General features: G+C 66.6%; 15 protein-coding genes. 11 read left to right on the forward strand and 4 right to left on the reverse strand.

Annotation, left to right across the window (positions count from 1 at the left end; translation table 11 throughout):
• Positions 1-58: 58 nt before the first annotated feature.
• A complete protein-coding gene (locus ACQKLX_RS16330; protein WP_427362627.1) occupies positions 59-973 on the reverse strand; it encodes a GntR family transcriptional regulator in 915 nt (304 codons plus the stop codon).
• Between the two features lie 141 nt (positions 974-1114).
• Here ACQKLX_RS16330 and ACQKLX_RS16335 point away from each other — a divergent pair, with 141 nt between their 5' ends.
• Positions 1115-2191, forward strand: a complete 1077-nt coding sequence (locus tag ACQKLX_RS16335; RefSeq protein ID WP_427362628.1) for an isocitrate/isopropylmalate dehydrogenase family protein — start codon at positions 1115-1117, stop codon at positions 2189-2191.
• 113 nt (positions 2192-2304) lie between these two features.
• Here ACQKLX_RS16335 and ACQKLX_RS16340 read toward each other — a convergent pair whose 3' ends face one another.
• Entirely contained in the window at positions 2305-3216 is a 912-nt protein-coding gene (locus ACQKLX_RS16340; RefSeq protein ID WP_427362629.1) for a GntR family transcriptional regulator, read from the reverse strand.
• 36 nt (positions 3217-3252) lie between these two features.
• On the opposite strand from ACQKLX_RS16340, the gene ACQKLX_RS16345 reads away from it, so the two are divergent.
• The 7 genes from ACQKLX_RS16345 to ACQKLX_RS16375 are packed head-to-tail and all read left to right on the forward strand — an operon-like array spanning position 3253 to position 11925.
• Positions 3253-4578 carry a M20 family metallopeptidase gene (locus tag ACQKLX_RS16345; RefSeq protein WP_427362630.1) on the forward strand — a complete coding sequence of 442 codons (1326 nt, stop codon included), beginning with the start codon at positions 3253-3255 and terminating at the stop codon, positions 4576-4578.
• Positions 4579-4589: 11 nt separating this feature from the next.
• Positions 4590-6143: an ABC transporter substrate-binding protein gene (locus ACQKLX_RS16350; RefSeq protein WP_427362631.1), complete on the forward strand. Its 1554-nt coding sequence runs from the start codon at positions 4590-4592 to the stop codon at positions 6141-6143.
• An 18-nt stretch (positions 6144-6161) separates the two neighbouring features.
• A complete protein-coding gene (locus tag ACQKLX_RS16355) occupies positions 6162-7109 on the forward strand; it encodes an ABC transporter permease (protein ID WP_427362632.1) in 948 nt (315 codons plus the stop codon).
• Entirely contained in the window at positions 7102-7926 is an 825-nt protein-coding gene (locus tag ACQKLX_RS16360) for an ABC transporter permease (RefSeq protein ID WP_427362633.1), read from the forward strand. The genes ACQKLX_RS16355 and ACQKLX_RS16360 overlap by 8 nt, the downstream gene beginning before the upstream one ends.
• A gap of 4 nt (positions 7927-7930) precedes the next feature.
• Positions 7931-9553, forward strand: coding sequence for a dipeptide ABC transporter ATP-binding protein (locus ACQKLX_RS16365; protein ID WP_427362634.1), 1623 nt, complete (start codon positions 7931-7933; stop codon positions 9551-9553).
• A gap of 18 nt (positions 9554-9571) precedes the next feature.
• Positions 9572-10792, forward strand: a complete 1221-nt coding sequence (locus tag ACQKLX_RS16370) for a M20 family metallopeptidase (RefSeq protein ID WP_427362635.1) — start codon at positions 9572-9574, stop codon at positions 10790-10792.
• Positions 10789-11925 (forward strand): M24 family metallopeptidase, encoded by a 1137-nt coding sequence (locus ACQKLX_RS16375; RefSeq protein WP_427362636.1) that lies wholly within the window; start codon positions 10789-10791, stop codon positions 11923-11925. Before ACQKLX_RS16370 ends, ACQKLX_RS16375 begins: the two co-directional genes overlap by 4 nt.
• Positions 11926-12120: 195 nt before the next feature.
• Here ACQKLX_RS16375 and ACQKLX_RS16380 read toward each other — a convergent pair whose 3' ends face one another.
• Positions 12121-12324: a hypothetical protein gene (locus ACQKLX_RS16380; protein ID WP_427362637.1), complete on the reverse strand. Its 204-nt coding sequence runs from the start codon at positions 12322-12324 to the stop codon at positions 12121-12123.
• A gap of 785 nt (positions 12325-13109) precedes the next feature.
• On the opposite strand from ACQKLX_RS16380, the gene ACQKLX_RS16385 reads away from it, so the two are divergent.
• The 3 genes from ACQKLX_RS16385 (at position 13110) to ACQKLX_RS16395 (ending at position 15629) form a co-directional block, all read left to right on the forward strand.
• Entirely contained in the window at positions 13110-14396 is a 1287-nt protein-coding gene (locus tag ACQKLX_RS16385; protein WP_427362638.1) for a flavin-containing monooxygenase, read from the forward strand.
• A 137-nt stretch (positions 14397-14533) separates the two neighbouring features.
• Positions 14534-14950: a RidA family protein gene (locus ACQKLX_RS16390; protein ID WP_427362639.1), complete on the forward strand. Its 417-nt coding sequence runs from the start codon at positions 14534-14536 to the stop codon at positions 14948-14950.
• A gap of 4 nt (positions 14951-14954) precedes the next feature.
• Positions 14955-15629: a DUF1028 domain-containing protein gene (locus tag ACQKLX_RS16395; protein WP_427362640.1), complete on the forward strand. Its 675-nt coding sequence runs from the start codon at positions 14955-14957 to the stop codon at positions 15627-15629.
• Between the two features lie 33 nt (positions 15630-15662).
• Here the strand turns inward: ACQKLX_RS16395 and ACQKLX_RS16400 are convergent, their stop codons facing one another.
• Positions 15663-16616 carry a LysR family transcriptional regulator gene (locus tag ACQKLX_RS16400; RefSeq protein WP_427362641.1) on the reverse strand — a complete coding sequence of 318 codons (954 nt, stop codon included), beginning with the start codon at positions 16614-16616 and terminating at the stop codon, positions 15663-15665.
• Between the last annotated feature and the right edge of the window lie 15 nt (positions 16617-16631).

Raw genomic sequence — 16631 nt, forward strand, 5'->3', positions numbered from 1 at the left:
GCCTGGCCGCGCGTCCTTGGTTTCCAGGACCGTGATTTCGTTGGGGTTTTCGATGTGGCTAGGCCGCGCGGCCGGCGTCGTCGGATTTCGGGTGCACGACCGGAGACTTCGAAGCCAGGGCTCCGCTGAGATGCCGTCGCATCAGATGCGCGGCTTCGAGATTGTCTCCCCTGGCGAGGAGATCGAGAATCTGGAGGTGCTCCGAGCTTTGCACCGCGATGCGCTGCGGGTTCACCTTCAGCCGGTACTCCGCCAGGCGCCGCAGCTGGTTTGCGCGTTCGAGGGCATAGAAGAACATCGGGTTTCCAGACATCCGGATGATGCCCTCGTGGAATTCCGCGCCGGCAGCCGTCATCGCCGCCGGGGCCAATCCTTCCAGATTGCCCGAGGCGAGGCGCTCTTGTGTCCGGCGCAGCGCAGCAGCCACGGTCCGGTCGAAACGGAAGCCTGGCTCGAGCAAAGCTGCTGGCTCGATCACGGCGCGGAATCGGTAGATCTCCTCGAACGCCTCGGCTGTTTTGGCAACCTGGCGCAGCTTCCAGCCATATCCCGGCTTGGGCTCGGCCCAGCCTTCGCGGGAGGCTCGTGACAGGAGATCCTGAGCCTGCGAGCGCGTGAGATCGTAGCGATCCCGGATGGCCTGCTCCGTCTGATCGGCTCCAATCCGGTCCTTCAGCCAGTCTTCCGCCAGTTGGTAGTATGGGTCGTCGTCCACGGGCCCGAACGGTTCCGTCGATGCCTCTCCATTTTTGCGCTGCTCGGTCGAGAGGACGAAGAATCCGCGATTTCGGCGATTTTCGATGACGCCCTGCTCGCAAAGGATTGCGAGCGCTTCGCGCACGGGCGAGCGCGAGACCTCGAAGCGCTTGGCAAGGGTCTCGGTCGCGAGATGCGATCCCGTACCGAATTCGCCCATCCCGATGCGCGCGATGATGTCGTTGGCGATGCGAAGAGCGAGGGGGCTATTGGGCATGACTGGCGCCGTTCAAACTTCCCGAGTGATCGCAGGTCAAAGGCTGGATGGCAAACTGCGTGGGGGCGTCTTGACCCATTATTGGTTTTATAACATGTAATAGCCAATTCAAGATCGCGATCGCGCCGGAGGAAAACCAAAATGAAGATTCTCGTCCTGCCTTGCGACGGCATCGGTCCGGAGATCGTGTCCGCCTCCATGGCTGTCCTCGAAGTCGCCAGCGACCGCTTCGGTCTCGGCCTCCGCTTCGAATACGACGATGTCGGTTTCGAGAGCCTCGAAAAGCACGGCACCACCTTGCGCGAAAGCGTGCTGGACCGGGCCCGCAACGACTTCGACGGCGTGATCCTCGGCACCCAGTCGCATGCCGACTATCCGGCGCCCGAGAAGGGTGGGCGCAACGTCTCCGCCGGCTTCCGCATCGGTCTCGATCTCTACGCCAATGTCCGCCCGGCCCGCACGCGTCCCTTCATCGAGTCGAACATGAAGCCCGGCAAGACGATGGACCTCGTCATCATGCGCGAAGCCACCGAGGGCTTCTACCCCGACCGCAACATGCATCTCGGCTGGGCGGAACTGATGCCCTCTCCCGACATGGCGATCTCGCTGCGCAAGATCACCGCCCATTGCTCCAACCGCATCGCACGCCGCGCCTTCGAACTCGCTGCCAAGCGTCGCAACAAGGTAACCGCCGTCCACAAGGCCAACAGCTTCCACCAGACCGATGGTCTCTTCCTGCGCGAGGTCCGCAAAGTCGCCGCCGAATTCCCGCAGGTGCAGCTCGACGACCTGCTGATCGATGCCTCGACCGCACACCTCGTCCGCAATCCCGAGCGCTTCGACGTCATCTGCGCAACGAATTTCTACGGCGACATCATCTCGGATCTGGCGAGCGAGCTCTCCGGCAGCCTCGGGCTCGCCGGCTCGATGATGGCGAGCGACACCCATTGCTGCGCCCAGGCCCAGCACGGCTCGGCGCCCGACATCCAGAACCTGGACAAGGCGAACCCGGTCTCGATGATCCTGTCCTGTGCCATGCTGCTTCAGTGGCTGGGGGAGAAGCGCAAGCTGCCCGCGTTCGAGCAGGCGTTCCACGCGATCGACAAGGCGATCGACACCGTCCTGGCCGATCCCGTCTCACGCACCCCCGATCTCGGCGGCAGGACCGGCACGAAGCGCTTCGGTGATCTCGTCGCCGAGACATTGCGGGCTGCGTGACGGGACTCCAGGGGCGTTCTTCGCGAGGCATCTCCGCCAGCCGGGCAGGGGGGCGTATGCCCGGCAGGGGCGTCTGCTCCTGGTCTATGCCAATGTCTGCTCCCGGCGCGGGCCTACCTGACTTCATTGACATAGGTGTGCGCGGCCGTCGTCGCGCGATGCCACCCAAGGATGGTGGGAACGCCGGCCTGGTCGTATGCGACCTCGTCGATCGTCAGGACGGCTGTACGCCCATCCAGCTTGAGCAGCGCGATATCCTCGTCGCTGGCGAGATCGGCGGTGATCTGTTCGCGAACAGCGGAAATCCGGATGCCGTAGCTCTCGAGCAGGTGGAGATAGAGCAGGGGCGGCAAGCTGGAGGTGGCGCGCGGCCAGTTCGGCAGCCGTTCCTCCGCCATGATCAGCTTGTCGTGCATCACCGGGCGGCCGTCGACGTGACGGATGCGGTGGACCTTGATCACGCCGCCAGACCTGATCTGCAGCGCTTCGGCTTGCGCCGGTGTTGCCGGCCCGGTTTCGACATTCAGGAACTGGCTCGTCGAGTGCACGAGGCTGCCATCGGCCCTGTGCAGGCGGAAATACTGGAAGAAGAAGCGCAGGCTGTGATGCGGCGAGCGCCCGGTCACGACCGTTCCGGTCTTGCGGCGGCGCGTCAGTAATCCTTCCGCCACAAGGTCGCTCATCGCGCGACGTACCGTGCCGACGGCGATGCCGAAGCCCTGCGCCAGTGAAGTTTCGCTCGGGAGGATCATCCCGGGCGGCCATTCACCGACCAGGATCGCTTCCGACATGTGGCGTTTCACGCGTTCATAGAGTGGGGCGGCTTCGCCGGCCCCGAAATTCGGCAGGACCGGCGCCGCGGCTCCGGCGCCGTTGCCCGTTCCGGCGGCAGCGAGCGTCGCTTTTTTGGCATTGACAGGGGGCATGCCGGTGAGTCCTATTTCTATATAGTTTATATGAAAGAAGGGGGACCGCAAATGGTGCTGCCAGCTGCGGCTTTTCGAGGGCTCCATCGCAGATTGCATCGTCGCCCCACAAGCGCGGCGTCGTTGGCCTGAGCGATGGGCGTACCTGAACCTCTGCGGCGGGACGCAGCGGCGCTGGCCGAGGCGCGCAGCTGGATCGCTGCCAATGTCGACGATGCCGTTGCCGAGCTCGGCAGGATGATCGCGATCGACACCTCTTTCCCGCCAGGTCTAGGCTATGATGATTTCGCCGGGCTGATGGAGGAGTTCGTCGCCCCGCTCGGCTTTGCGACCGAGCGTGTGACCGTCCCCGAAAGCCTGTGGAAGGTGCCGAATGGCCCGGCCGCCGGTCCGCGCACCAACCTGGTAGCCAGCCGCGCCAGCGGCCGGCCGGTCTGCGGCCTCTATTTCCACGTCGACACCGTGCCTGCTGCGGCCGGCTGGGAAACCGATCCGCTCCGGATGCAACACGACGGCGATCGCCTGATTGGCCTCGGCGCCGCCGACATGAAGGGCAGCATCGCTGCGATCCTGCTGGCCTTGCGCGCGGCCCGGGCCTGTGGTGTCGCACTCGCCTATGACCCGATGCTGCTGTTCTGCACCGACGAGGAAGGCGGCCTTTATCCCGGCATCCGCTATCTCGCCGAGCAGGGGAAGCTCTCCGGCCACATCCTCAACTTCAATGGCAGTGCCGAGGCGCGGATCTGGGCCGGCTGTTTCGGCCTCTTCAACCTGCTGGTGCGCATCCATGGCCAGGCCGTTCACGCCGGCGAGGGCAATCGCAAAGGCTCCGGCCTCAACGCGATCGAGGGCGCGCTGCCGCTGCTGAATGCGCTGATGGCGCTGAAGGCGAAGGTCGCGGCCCGGACCTCCGTTCTGCCGCCTCCGCCCGGCAAGCCGCCGCTCGCCGCGCAGCTCAATCTGGCTGCGATCCGGGGCGGGACGGCCGGCGGCCAGGTGCCCGCACTCGTCGAGCTGACGCTCAACCGGCGCTACGCCCCGGAGGAACTCTTCGAGGAGGCTCTGGCGGAGATCGAGGCGGTGGTCCGCCGTAGTGCCGCCACCGTGCCGGGGCTCACCGTCGAGACCGTCTTGGTCGGCCATCTCATGCCCACAGCCGATCCGGCCGGCCCGCATTGGCCGCGCTGGCAGGCGGCGATGGGGCAAGGCTTCGGCTATGCGCCCGAGGATTTCCGGAGATGGGGCGCGGCGAGCTGTTCCGATTTCGGCTGGGTTCAGCGTGCGACCGGCCGGCAGGAGGTTCTGCTCGGCGGCCTCGGGCGGCCCGACCGCAATATTCATTCGCCCGGCGAATACACGACGGTGCCTGACATCGTCTCGCTGGCGCTGGCGGTGCTGTCCTATCTCGCCGCCGACTTCAGGCCCGACATCAACCCTGACCTGCCGTCGCAACAGAGCTGAAGGAGCGTCCCATGCCGAGCATCCATCGTCGCGATTTCCTCGCCGCCTCCGCCGCTCTGAGCGGCCTTGCCCTGTCCGGCGTGCCGGCCTTCGCCCAAACACCGCGCCGCGGCGGCACGCTGCGTGTCAGCGTCGACCAGGCGGTATCCAAGCTCAACCCGCTCGTCACCCGCGTGAATCCGGAATATCTCGTCGCCGAACTGCTCTATTCCGGCCTGACTCGGCTCAAGCTCGACATGGGCGCCGAGCCCGATCTCGCCGAATCCTGGACGAACTCGGCCGATCTGACCGAGTGGACCTTCGTCCTGCGCAAGGGTGTGACCTTCCATGACGGCTCGGCCTGCACGGCGGCCGATGTGGTCGCGACCTTCGAGGCGATCCTCGACGCGAAGACCGCTTCGCCGGCGCGCCAGAATGTCGGGCCGATCGCGAAGGTCATAGCGAAGGACGATGCCACCGTCGTCTTCACGCTCTCGGCGCCCTTCGCCGACCTGCCGGTGACGCTGGCCTACACCAACGCCAAGATCGTGCCTGCTGCCGTGATCAAGGGCGGGCTGGAGAAGCTCGACCGGCAGGCGGTAGGCACCGGCCCGTTCAAGCTCGTTTCCTTCGAGCCGGAGCGGCAGATCGTCGTCGCCCGCAACGACGCCTATTACGATAAGGCGCGGCCCTATCTCGACAAGATCGAGGTGGTCGTCTTTCCGGACGTCAGCGCCGAGGCGTCCGCGCTGATCGCAGGCGATACGGACCTGATCAGCACGACCCCGCCAACCGAATTCGGCCGGCTGCAGAAGGCGAGCGGCGTGAAGGCGCTGCGTGTCGCGTCCGGCCAGTTCTGCAACGTCAATTTCGGCTGCGACCAGAAGCCTTTCAATGATGTGCGTGTGCGCCAGGCGCTGGCGCTCACCGTCGATCGTGCGGCGATGGTCGATTTCGTCACCGAAGGCTTCGGCTCGGCCGGCAACGATACGCCGCTCAATCCCGCCTATCGCTTCTATGCCGACCTGCCGGCCAAGAAGGCCGACATCGCCAAGGCCAAGGCGCTACTCGCGGAGGCCGGCTACCCGAAGGGGCTGGAAGCGACGCTGATCGCCTCCGACCGGCCGGGCCAGCGCACCCAGCTCGCCGTCGCGCTGCGCGAGATGGCCAAGCCCGCCGGTTTCGACATCAAGGTCGAGACCATGCCGCACGCGACCTATCTCGACCAGGTCTGGAAGAAGGGCTCCTTCTATGTCGGCTTCTACAACATGCAGGCGACGGCCGACGCCATCTTCTCGCTGCTCTACACCTCCAACGCCGCCTGGAACGAGACGCGCTGGAACAACGCTGCCTTCGACAAGCTCGTCTTCGAGGCGCGCGCCACGGTCGACGAGGCCAGGCGCCGCGCGCTTTATGCCGAGGCGCAGAAGCTGATGTATGACGAGGTTCCCTCGATCATCCCGGCCTTTTTCGACCTGCTCGGCGCCCGGCGCGAATGGGTCGAGGGCTATCAGCTGCATCCGCGCGGCGCCGTCTTCCGGCTCGACCATGTCTCGCTCGGCGCTGGTGCGCCGAAGCGCGGCTGAGCGCGGGACCGTAGCGCGGTGTCACCGGCTTACGTCCTCAAGCGCATCCTGCTGATCGGCTACACGCTCTTCGTCGTATCGCTGATCGTCTTCGCGATCACCCAAATCCTGCCGGCGGACGCTGCCGTCATGATGCTGGGGGAGAACGCGACGCCGGATGCGCTGGCGGCACTGCGCGCCAAAATGGGGCTGAACGACCCCATCTGGATGCAGTATCTGCATTGGCTCGGCGGTGTCGTGCGCGGCGATTTCGGCGTCTCGATGCGCACCGGCCAGCCGGTCGCTCCCGCGATGCTGGAGGCGCTCGGCCGCTCGCTGCTGCTCGCCTTGTTCTCGATCCTGCTGATGCTGGCGGTCGCGATCCCGCTCGGCATCGTCGCGGCGGTGCGGCGGGGCAAGGCGGCCGATCTCGGCGTTGGCTTCCTCTCCTATGTTGGCGTCTCCTTGCCGGAATTCGTCACCGCGACGCTGATCGTGCTGGTGCTGGCCGACTGGCTGCAATGGCTGCCGGCGACCGGCTATGTGCCGCTGACCGAAGATCCCCTGCGGGGCCTGAAGCATCTCGTCTTGCCGGTGCTGACGGTCTCGCTGATCCTGATCGCCCATGTCTCGCGCATGGTGCGCTCCGAGCTCGTCGACGTGCTGCACTCCGACTATATCCGCGCGGCGCGGCTGAAGGGACTGTCGAAGCGGCAGGTGCTGTTCAAGCACGCGCTGCGCAACGCGCTGCTGCCGACCATCACCATCGTCGCGCTCGATGTCGGCTATCTGCTCGGCGGCGTCATCGTGGTCGAGGAGATATTCGCGCTGCCCGGCATCGGCCGGCAGCTCATCGTCGCCATCCAGGCGCGCGACCTGCCCTCGATCCAGGCCGGAGCGCTGATCATGGCGACAACCTACGCCGTCGCCAATTTCCTCGCCGACATCGCCTACGCCTGGCTCGACCGGAGGATCCAGTATGATTGAGATCCTCAGGCGCATGCTGCGCTCGCCGCAGGGCGCGCTCGGCCTGCTGATCGTCGGCCTGATCCTGCTCGTCGTCATCGTCGGACCCGCCTTCGCGCCCTACGATCCCGAGAAGATGGCGCCGCTGATGCGCTACAAGCCGCCGAGTGCGCAGTTCTGGCTCGGCACCGACCAGTATGGCCGCGACATCCTGAGCCGGCTTCTTCACGGCGCCCGCGCCACCGTCCTGCTGGCGGTGCTGGCGACCGCGCTGGGCACGCTGGTCGGGGCGGTCGTCGGCACCGTCTCCGCCTTCCTCGGCGGGCGCAGCGACGAGGCGATCATGCGCACGGTCGATGCGATCATGTCGATCCCGAGCCTGCTGCTGGCACTGCTGATCGTGAACCTGCTCGGTAAGAGCAGCCTCAACGCGCTCTTCGCAATCGCGCTCGCCTTCGCGCCGGGCATGGCGCGCGTCACCCGCTCGGTCGCGCTTTCCGTCCGCAAGCAGGACTATGTCAACGCCGCGATCGCGCGCGGCGAGAGCGCCGCCTTCATCGTCGGGCGCGAGATGCTGCCGAATGTCATCGCGCCGATCATCGTCGAGATGACGATCCGCGTCGCCTTCGCGGTGATGCTGTTCGCGACGCTCTCCTTCCTCGGCCTCGGCGCCCAGCCGCCGGCCTCCGAATGGGGGCTGATGGTCTCCGAAGCCAGGCGCTTCATGCATTTGAGCCCGTGGATGATCCTGTGGCCGAGCCTTGCCGTCGCGCTGGTCGCGATCGGCTTCAATCTGCTCGGCGACGGCCTGCGCGACGTGCTGAACCCGAGGAGCTGAGGCGATGGGCGAACCGATCCTCGACATTGCCGGCTACAGCCTCGACTACGCCACGCCGACCGGTTTCACGCGCGCGCTCGACGACGTCACGCTCGCGATCGCCAAAGGCGAGGTGCTCGGCCTCGTCGGCGAATCCGGCTCCGGCAAGACCTCGCTCGCCTGGGCGATCATGCGCCATTTGCCCAAGAGCGCGCGCGAGGCCGGCAGCATCCGCCTGACCGGGCAGGACCTGCTGAAGGCCTCGGAAGCCGAGATCGAGGCGATCCGCGGCCGGCGTATCGGCATGGTTTTCCAGGACCCGAGCACCTCGCTCAACCCGACGCTGCCGCTCGGCGAGCAGCTCGCCGAGGTGCTGGTGCGCCATCGCGGCCTGACGCGCCGGCAGGCCTGGGCGGAGGGCGAGGAGCGCCTCGCCCATGTCGGCTTGAAGGTGCCCGGACAGATGATGCGGCGCTATCCGCACGAGGCTTCGGGTGGCGAGAAGCAGCGCGTCGTCATCGCCACGGCCTTCGCCTGCCAGCCCGAATGCATCATCTTCGACGAGCCGACCACGGCGCTCGACGTCATCACCGCTCGCCAGATCCTCGATCTGTTCAAGGCCTTGCAGGAAGAGACCGGCGTCGCCTCGCTCTATATCTCGCACGACCTCGCTTTGGTCTCGCAGATCGCGACCAGGGTTGCGGTGATCCATCGCGGCCGCATCGTCGAGCAGGGCGAGGTGGGCGAGGTCTTCGCCCGGCCGCAGGACGCCTATACCCGAAGGCTGCTGGCAGCTGTGCCGCGGCCGGACCATCGCCTGGTCGAGGCGGCTCCCGAGACGGCGGGCAAGCCGCTGGTCGAGGTCGAGAAGGTCAGCGTGCTCTATGGCCGCAAGCCCTTTCTCGGCGGCCTGCTCGGCCGGGCGAACACGCAGTTCACCGGCAACCGCGAGGTCAGCCTGTCTGTGAAGCCGGGCGAGATCCTCGGCATCGTCGGCGAATCCGGCTCAGGCAAGTCGACGCTGGCCAGGGCGATGACCGGCCTCAATCGCTTCGAGGGCGAAATCCGTTTCGCCGGCCGCAGGATCACCGGCCTCTCCGACATGGATCGTGCCTATCGCCGCGACGTCCAGATCATCTTCCAGCACCCGGATTCCTCGCTCAATCCGCGCCAACGCATCCGCGAGATCCTGTCGCGCCCGCTCGCGCTCTATGGCGAGCCGGGTGTGCGCAAGGACGCGGCTGCAATCGGCGCGCTGCTGGAGCAGGTCAGGCTGCCGGCCTCTTACGCCGAGCGCTATCCGCACCAGCTCTCAGGCGGCGAGAAGCAGCGCGTCGCCATCGCCCGCGCCTTCGCCTCCAGGCCGAAACTGGTGATCTGCGACGAGATCACCTCGGCGCTCGACGTCTCCGTGCAGGCTTCAGTGATCGAGCTTCTCGTCGACCTGCAGAAGCGCTTCGGGACGGCCTATCTCTTCATCACCCACGATCTCAACCTGGTGCGCCAGATCGCACACCGGATCGCGGTGATGTATCGCGGCGACCTCGTCGATCTCGTCGATGTCGCCGCGCTCTCGACCGGCCCCCTCCATCCCTACACGCAATCGCTGCTCGAAGCCGTGCCCGCCCCGGCCACGGCCGCCGCCTGATCTTGCGAGGCTATGACGATGAATCCCCGTGACCTGATCCACACGCTCGACGAGAAGGCCTGCCTCGCGCTGCTCTCCGACTGGGTGAAGCACAAGAGCTACAGCGAGACCGAAGGCGAGAAGGCGCTCGTCCACCATGTCGTCGGGCAGATGCAGGCGATGGGCATCGAGGCGGAGGCGCAGCCCTTCGACGACGGCCGCCGCGCCAATGCGATCGGCCGCTGGAAGGGCACCGGCGGCGGCAAGAGCCTGCTCTTCAACGGCCATCTCGACACCAACCCGGCGACCGAAGGCTGGACCGTCGATCCCTGGGGCGGCGTGGTGGATGAGGAGTTCATCTACGGCATCGGCGTCTCCAACATGAAGGCGGGCGATGCCGCCTCCTATTGCGCGGTCAAGACGTTGCGCGACGCTGGCGTGAAGCTGAAAGGCGATGTGATCCTGACCTATGTCGTTGGCGAGCTGCAGGGCGGCGTCGGCACGGTCGCGGCAATCCGCAGCGGCATCCGCGCCGATTATTTCGTCAACAGCGAACCGACCGATGTGCAGGCCGTGACCATGCATGCCTGCGCCTTCTCCTTCGTCATCGAACTCACCGGCAACACCCGCCATCTTTCCAAACGCGAGCAGGCGGTCGACGCGATCATGGCCGCCTGCGACCTGATCCCGCGGCTCAACGCCATGACCTTCTCCGACGCGCCATCGCCCGAGCATGAATCGATCAACCGCGTCCATGTCGGCGTCGTCCATGGCGCGCTCGGCAAGGAGCTGCACGAATGGCGCGCCCCGCAGGTCTCGGACTATTGCAAGCTCAAGGGCTCCGGCCGCTACGCGCCGGGACAGACGCAGGACGGCGCGCTCGCCGACATGCAGCGCGAGCTCACCGCGCTGGAGCAGCGCTTCCCTGGCCTCAAGACCTCGATCCGCATCGAGAAGAAGGAAGGGCATCAGTCGATGCCGGCCTTCGAGGTCGCCAAGGACGCCCGCATCGTCAAGACCGTGAATGCCGCCTATGAGGCGGTGCGCGGCGAGAAGCAGCCGACCGGCGCGATCAAGCCGCCCGGCTTCTTCGGCACCGATGCCGGCCATCTCTATGCCGAGGCCGGCATGGAAGGCATCGTCTGCGGTCCGGGTGGGCGCTACAACACCATGCCCGACGAGCGCGTCGAGATCCGCGATTTCCTCGACATGGTCCGTATCTACATGCTGACCATCCTCGACATCTGCGAAGTGGCGTGAGCCCGCTCTTCCCGCGCGAGGAGTTCGCCGGCCGGGTCGCCAAGGCCCGCGCCGCGATGGCGGAAGCGGGCGCCGAGCTGCTGCTGGTCGACCATGCCGAGTTCCTGGCCTGGCTGACCGGCTACACCGTCTCGGAGACGATGTATCGCGCCGCCTTCCTGCCAAGGGAGGGCGAGCCCTGGTTCGTGTTGCGCGAACTCGACGCCGGTCCGTGCCGCGACGCCTGCTGGTTCGCCGATGTCGTCGGCTTTCCCGATACGGCCGAGCCGCATGAGGTGATGGCGCAGGAAATCCGCCGGCGCGGCTTCGCAGGCGCCGCGACCGGCGCCGACCACGCGTCCTACGGCTTCACCGCTGCGACGCGCGACCGTTTCGCGGCACTGCTGCCGGAGGCGCGGTTCATTGATCTGCCACACGCCAGCGACCTGCTGCGGGCGGTGAAATCACCGGCCGAGATCGCCCTGCTCGCAGAAGCGGCTGGCATCGCCGACAAGGCGATGGCCGCGATCGCAGCCAAGGCCCGACCAGGTCTGTCGCCGCGGGCGGCCGCTGCGATAGCCGCCGCCTGCTTCCTGGAGAATGGCGCCGACACTGGCGAAACCGGGCCGATCCTGCCGGGTGTCGGCGACCACGAATTCCTGCACGGCGTCATGACCGGCGAGCCGCTGGCGGGCGGCGACATCCTGCATGTCGAGCTGATCCCGAAGGTCCGCAATCACGGCGCCCGGCTGATGCGGCCGGTGCTGATCGGCGGGGACCGGCGCGGCCTCGCGCCGCTGGCCGAGCGTCTCGTCGCCTTGCAGGAGAGGCAATTCGCCGCGATGCGCCCGGGCGCTCTCGCCTGCGATGTCGATGCAATCCTGCGTGAGGCCGTTCTGGCGGCAGGCCTGCGTCCCTCCTACGACAATGTCACTGGCTATATGCTCGGCCTCTACGCCCGAACACCGCGCACCAGCGACTTCTCGCGCGTCTTCCTGCCGAATGCCTGCTGGCGGCTGGAGGAGGGCATGGTCTTCCACATGTACGTCTCGGCCGGCGGCTTGGGCTTCAGCGAAACCGTCGTTGTGGAAGCCGACGGCGGCCGGCGGTTGACAGCAATGCCGCGCAAGCTGCTCGTGGCAGGCCCAGGCTGAACCGCGACGACTTTGCCTTTGCTGGCACCGGGAGTGGGCTGGTAGCTGCGCGAGCTCGCACGATCGCCGTCTAGAGCCAACTCGGCGAGGTCGAGCAGCAGGGGCGGGATCGCAGCCGCTCGCTGCCGGGCTCGGCAATGACGTCGTCGATCTCGGTCGCCGGTTCTGTCATGGGCGACGTGTACGGCAACCGGGCTAGGCGCAGCTGCCATTCAACAGCCAATAGCTGGCACTTCCAGCGAAAACACCGACGACCGTGCCACCCAGGAACCAGAGCCGCCTCAAGCGGGTGCGGGCACCGGACAGATAGACCACTTCTCCGACGAAGCCGCCGAGCAGCAGGCCGATGATGAGGTACGCGTTCGCGTCGTCGCAGCCGAACGTCCTGATCAGATCCATGCGCTAGAGTAGCGACGGCTACGGTCCAGACAAGAAAAAGCCCCGCCGGCGCGAACCGGCAGGGCGAAGTTTCAGGTCTCAAACTGGCCTTCGGAAACGGTATCTCAACGCCGAGGCTGCGCCTCGGTTCCATGCCTGGGGCGGCTCGAAGCTGCCGTGCCGACCGGAACTTCAGTTTTCGATCACCCGGTCGAGCCGCTCGTCGACGCTGCCGACGTCGTTCTGGATGCCGCGCAACAGGTCCATCATTTGGCCGATTTGCTCGGCAGGCCCGCTTCCTGACTAGGTTCGGCGACGTGAACGCGCAGCCCGTTCAGGGTGCTCCACAGCGCGTCGCCCTTGGTGCCGCGGCCTGACGAGTTTGGCCGCGCAATCATGCGCAGAACCGTCGCGGAGCACGATTCCAAGCGCCTGGTGAGGCGATGCGGCTGACTATGCAATGAGGGGTGGCAGACGGGGCGACCGGCATTGGCCATAGCCGATGTTCGAGAGGCGCGTTTTCAGCTGGTGCAGCTTGCGATTGCCCAAGTCATCATGCTCGGACTCTGCCAGTACCAACGTCGCTCTTCTGCATTAGGGCTCACTGGCCGGCGAAGGCCCGAGCATGTCAACATGTTCGTCTGCCCGCAGGTCAGGTGGGCGGCCGATAGCGCCACCCGACAGTTTCGGGGCTTCCTAAGCACTGCCGCAAGATTTCATATTTTTCGAGGATCAAGCCGCCCATTAGACCAATGCCGTAACGCGCCCCTCGAGATGGAGCGCGTGAAAATCGGCAAGGGCGGACAATGTTGGTTGAGAAGACAGACACGCTCGTCATCGGCGCAGGACAGGCCGGTCTCGCCATGAGCGAGCATCTTAGCCGTAGCGGCGTGCCGCATCTCGTGCTGGAGCGGCATCGCATCGCCGAGCGCTGGCGCTCGGAACGTTGGGACTCGCTCGTCGCCAACGGTCCGGCCTGGCACGACCGCTTTCCCGGCATGACCTTCTCCGATGTGGAAAGCAGCGTCGGGCCGGACGACTTTCCGGGCAAGGAAACCGTCGCCGACTATTTCGTCGCCTATGCCAAGAAGATCGAGGCTCCCATCCGCTGCGGCGTCGAGGTGCTGAAGCTCGAGCGCAATGCAGGCCGCCCCGGCTTCCGGGTCGAGACCTCGAAGGGTGTGATCGAGGCGCAGCGCGTCGTCGCCGCGACCGGCCCGTTCCAGACGCCCGTCATCCCCGCCGTGGTTCCCGAGCGGGCCGGCCTGCTGCAGATGCACTCCACCGGCTACCGCAATCCCGCGCAATTGCCGGATGGTGCGGTGCTGGTCGTCGGTTCCGGCTCGTCCGGCACCCAGATCGCCGAGGAGCTGATGCAGGCGGGACGGCGCGTCTATCTCTCGGTCGGCCCGCATGACCGGCCGCCGCGGGGCTATCGCGGCCGCGATTTCTGCTGGTGGCTGGGCGTGCTCGGCAAATGGGACGCCGCGACGCGTGAGGCGGGCAAGGAACATGTCACCATCGCCGTCAGTGGCGCGCATGGCGGCCACACCATCGATTTCCGCCGCCTCGCCGCCCAGGGCATGATCCTGGTCGGGCGCACGGAATCCTCGACGGACGGCGTCGTCCGCTTCGCGCCCGATCTCGTCGAGAACCTGCGCGCCGGCGACGAGAACCATGACGCCCTGCTCGACGAGGCCGACGCCTATGTCACGCGTAACGGTCTCGACCTGCCCGAAGAGCCTCACGCCCGCGCCCGCGTCCCGGATGCCGACTGCATCGCCCGGCCGATCCTGTCGCTCGATCTCGCGGAAGCTGGCATCGGCACGATCATCTGGGCGACGGGCTTCGTCGCCGACTATGGCTGGATGCAGGTCGACGCCTTCGACGAGGGTGGAAAGCCCAGGCACCAGCGCGGCGTCTCCTCGGAGCCCGGCATCTATTTCCTCGGCCTGCCCTGGCAGTCGCGGCGCGGCTCCAGTTTCATCTGGGGCGTCTGGCACGATGCGAGATACGTCGCCGACCAGATCGTGATCCAGCGCCAGTACATGGCCTATGACGCCGCCGCTCGGGGCGAGCTCGAACCAGCCTGACGCGAGATAGAGCAGTTCCGCCTTTCTCCGAAACGCAGAACTGCTCTATCGCTTTGTTTTATCGCATTTTCTTCACGCGAACCGGTGTCCGCTTCGCTCGAAAATGCTCTAGCTCAACAGACCCGACGGAGGCCGAGATGGCGCATACCCGCATCCGCAAGTTCAATACCAAGGACACCTATCCCGAGCAGAAGCTCGACAACGACCTCGCCCAGGCGGTGGTGACCCAAGGCGGCAAGATCGTCTGGCTGCGTGGCCAGTGCCCGCAGAACCTCGACGATGCCAAGAACATCGACAGCCACGATCCGGCCGTGCAGACCCACAAGGTCATGCAGAATATCAAGCAGCTGATCGAAGAGGCCGGCGGCCAGATGGAGCACCTGGTCAAGGTCGTCGTCTACATCACCGATGTGCGTCATCGCGAGGCGGTCTACCGCACCATGGGCGAATACCTCAAAGGCGTGCATCCGGTCTCGACCGGCCTCGTGGTGCAGGCGCTCGCCCGGCCGGAATGGCTGGTCGAGATCGACGGCACCGCCGTGATCCCGGAGTGATCGCGTGACCTTCTCGCTGGTCGCCCGCTGCGCCCGGACCGGCATGTTCGGGGTCGCGATCTCCTCGTCCTCGCCGGCCGTCGCGGCGCGCTGCTCCTATGCGCGCGCCGGCGTCGGAGCGGCCGCCTCGCAGAACGTCACCGACCCGACGCTCGGCCCGTTGGCGCTCGATTTGATGCAGGGCGGCATGAGCGCAGCCGAGGCGATCGCCGAGGTGCGCCGGCGCGGCAAGTTCATCGAGTACCGTCAGGTCCTGGCGGTCGACCGCGACGGCGAGACGGCGATCCATTCCGGGCCGAACTCGCTGGGGATCTGGACGCAGGCGCAAGCGCGGGACGTCGCCTCCGGCGGCAATCTCCTGGCCAATGACGGCGTGCCACAGGCGATCGTCGACGGTTTCCTGTCCTCCTCCGGCCATCTCGGCGACCGGCTGATCGCGGCGATGCGGGCCGGTCTCGCTGCCGGCGGCGAAGCCGGGCCGGTGCGTTCGGCCGGGCTCAAGATCGTCGACAAGGTCAGCTGGCCGGTCGCCGATCTGCGCTGCGACTGGACGGAGGACTGCCCGATCGAAGCGGTCGCGACGCTGTGGGAGATCTACAAGCCCCAGCTCGACGCCTACATCCAGCGCGCGCTCGATCCGCGGCAGGCGCCGTCCTACGGCGTTCCCGGAGACGAGTGAGCCACGCGCTGCCGCTTGGCGGCGGTTGGCAGGTCAAGCCTCGACGCGCGGCCGGTCCGTCATGACCGGCGCGATCATGCCGGGGATGTACGCGCGCGAAATGCGCGCTTCGCAATGTGCCTGGAAGGCCTCGATCAGCTTCGACTTGGCGAGCGAGGCCAGTGTCGCGACGCCGATCGTCATCGGACGGTGCTCGCCGGCGAGCCGGATCGAGACCAGCTTGCGCCCATCGAGCGAGTGATCGGAGCGCGGCCGCACGTTGAACAGCGCATAGCCGGCACCATTGGCGACCATCGCCCGCACCAGATCCGGATAGGCCGAGCGCGCCGCGATCGTCGGTACGACGCCGGCGGCCATGAACAAGGCCAGGAAATATTCGCGGCTCAGCGGCAGGTCGAGCAGCACGAGCGGCTGCTCCGCGAGCTCTTCCAGCGCAACGGCGCTCTGCTGCGCCAATGGATGCGTCTCCGCCACGACGATGTGCGGCGGCAGGCTGACCAGCGGCGCGAACGCGATGTCGTCGGGCACCTGCAGATCATAGGTCAGGGCCACGTCGACCTCGGAGCGGCGTAAGCCCCTCAGAAGATCCTCCTGATTGCCCTCGACATGGCGGATCGTGGTCTCGGGGAAAGCCGCGACGAAGCCGTTGCTGAGCTCCGGCACCAGCATCGGCGCCAGCGTCACCATGCAGCCGAGCGAGAGCGTGCCGCGCACGGTGCCGACCGTGTCCGCGGCGACGGTGTAGAGGCTTTCGGCCTGGCCGACGACCCGCTTCGCCTCGCTCAGCAGCGCCCGGCCGACCGGCGTCAGCGACAGGCCCTGGGCGTGGTGGCGGATGAAGAGCTGCACGTTCAGCTCCCGCTCCAGATGCGAAATCGCGGTCGAGATCGAAGGCTGCGAGATATGGATCATCTCGGAGGCGAGAGTGATGCTGCCCGTCTCGCCGGCTGCGATGAAATATTCGAGTTGGCGCAAGGAGAACCGCATCTGGCCAGCATAAAG

This window comes from Allobosea sp. NPDC003192 (genome assembly GCF_050275675.1).
Lineage (GTDB): Bacteria > Pseudomonadota > Alphaproteobacteria > Rhizobiales > Beijerinckiaceae > Allobosea.